This is a genomic window from Burkholderia sp. SRS-W-2-2016 (assembly GCF_001931485.1).
Taxonomy (GTDB): domain Bacteria; phylum Pseudomonadota; class Gammaproteobacteria; order Burkholderiales; family Burkholderiaceae; genus Paraburkholderia.
The window spans coordinates 1-527 of the sequence record NZ_MSDV01000041.1 but is presented as its reverse complement, the minus strand read 5'-3'; the positions used below and the strand labels follow the sequence as shown (position 1 = coordinate 527).

At 66.0% G+C, this 527-nt stretch carries 1 protein-coding gene; it reads left to right on the top strand.

Going from position 1 to position 527, the window contains the following annotated elements:
- A partial coding sequence (locus BTH42_RS18445) for an electron transfer flavoprotein subunit alpha/FixB family protein (protein WP_218642014.1) occupies positions 1-527 on the top strand: 527 nt, incomplete at both ends.

Genomic DNA, 527 nt, shown 5'->3' with positions numbered 1-527 from the left:
CCGCGTATCGCCGCGAAGCTCGACGTCGCGCAAATCTCGGACATCACCGCAGTCGATGCACCGGACACGTTCGAGCGTCCGATCTACGCGGGCAACGCAATCGCCACCGTGCAATCGGCTGATCCGGTCAAGGTCATCACCGTGCGTACGACCGGCTTCGACCCGGTTGCAGCCGAAGGCGGCAGCGCGGCGGTCGAGAAGATCGAAGCGGCAGCCGACACCGGCATCTCGCAGTTCGTCAGCCGTGAAGTGACGAAGCTGGATCGTCCGGAACTGACGAGCGCGAAGATCATCGTGTCGGGCGGCCGGGGTCTGGGCAACGGCGAGAACTACACGAAGGTGCTCGAGCCGCTGGCGGACAAGCTCGGCGCGGCGCTGGGCGCATCGCGCGCGGCAGTCGACGCGGGCTTCGTGCCGAACGACTACCAGGTCGGCCAGACCGGCAAGATCGTCGCACCGCAGTTGTATGTCGCGGTCGGCATCTCGGGTGCGATCCAGCATCTGGCCGGGATGAAGGACTCGAAGGT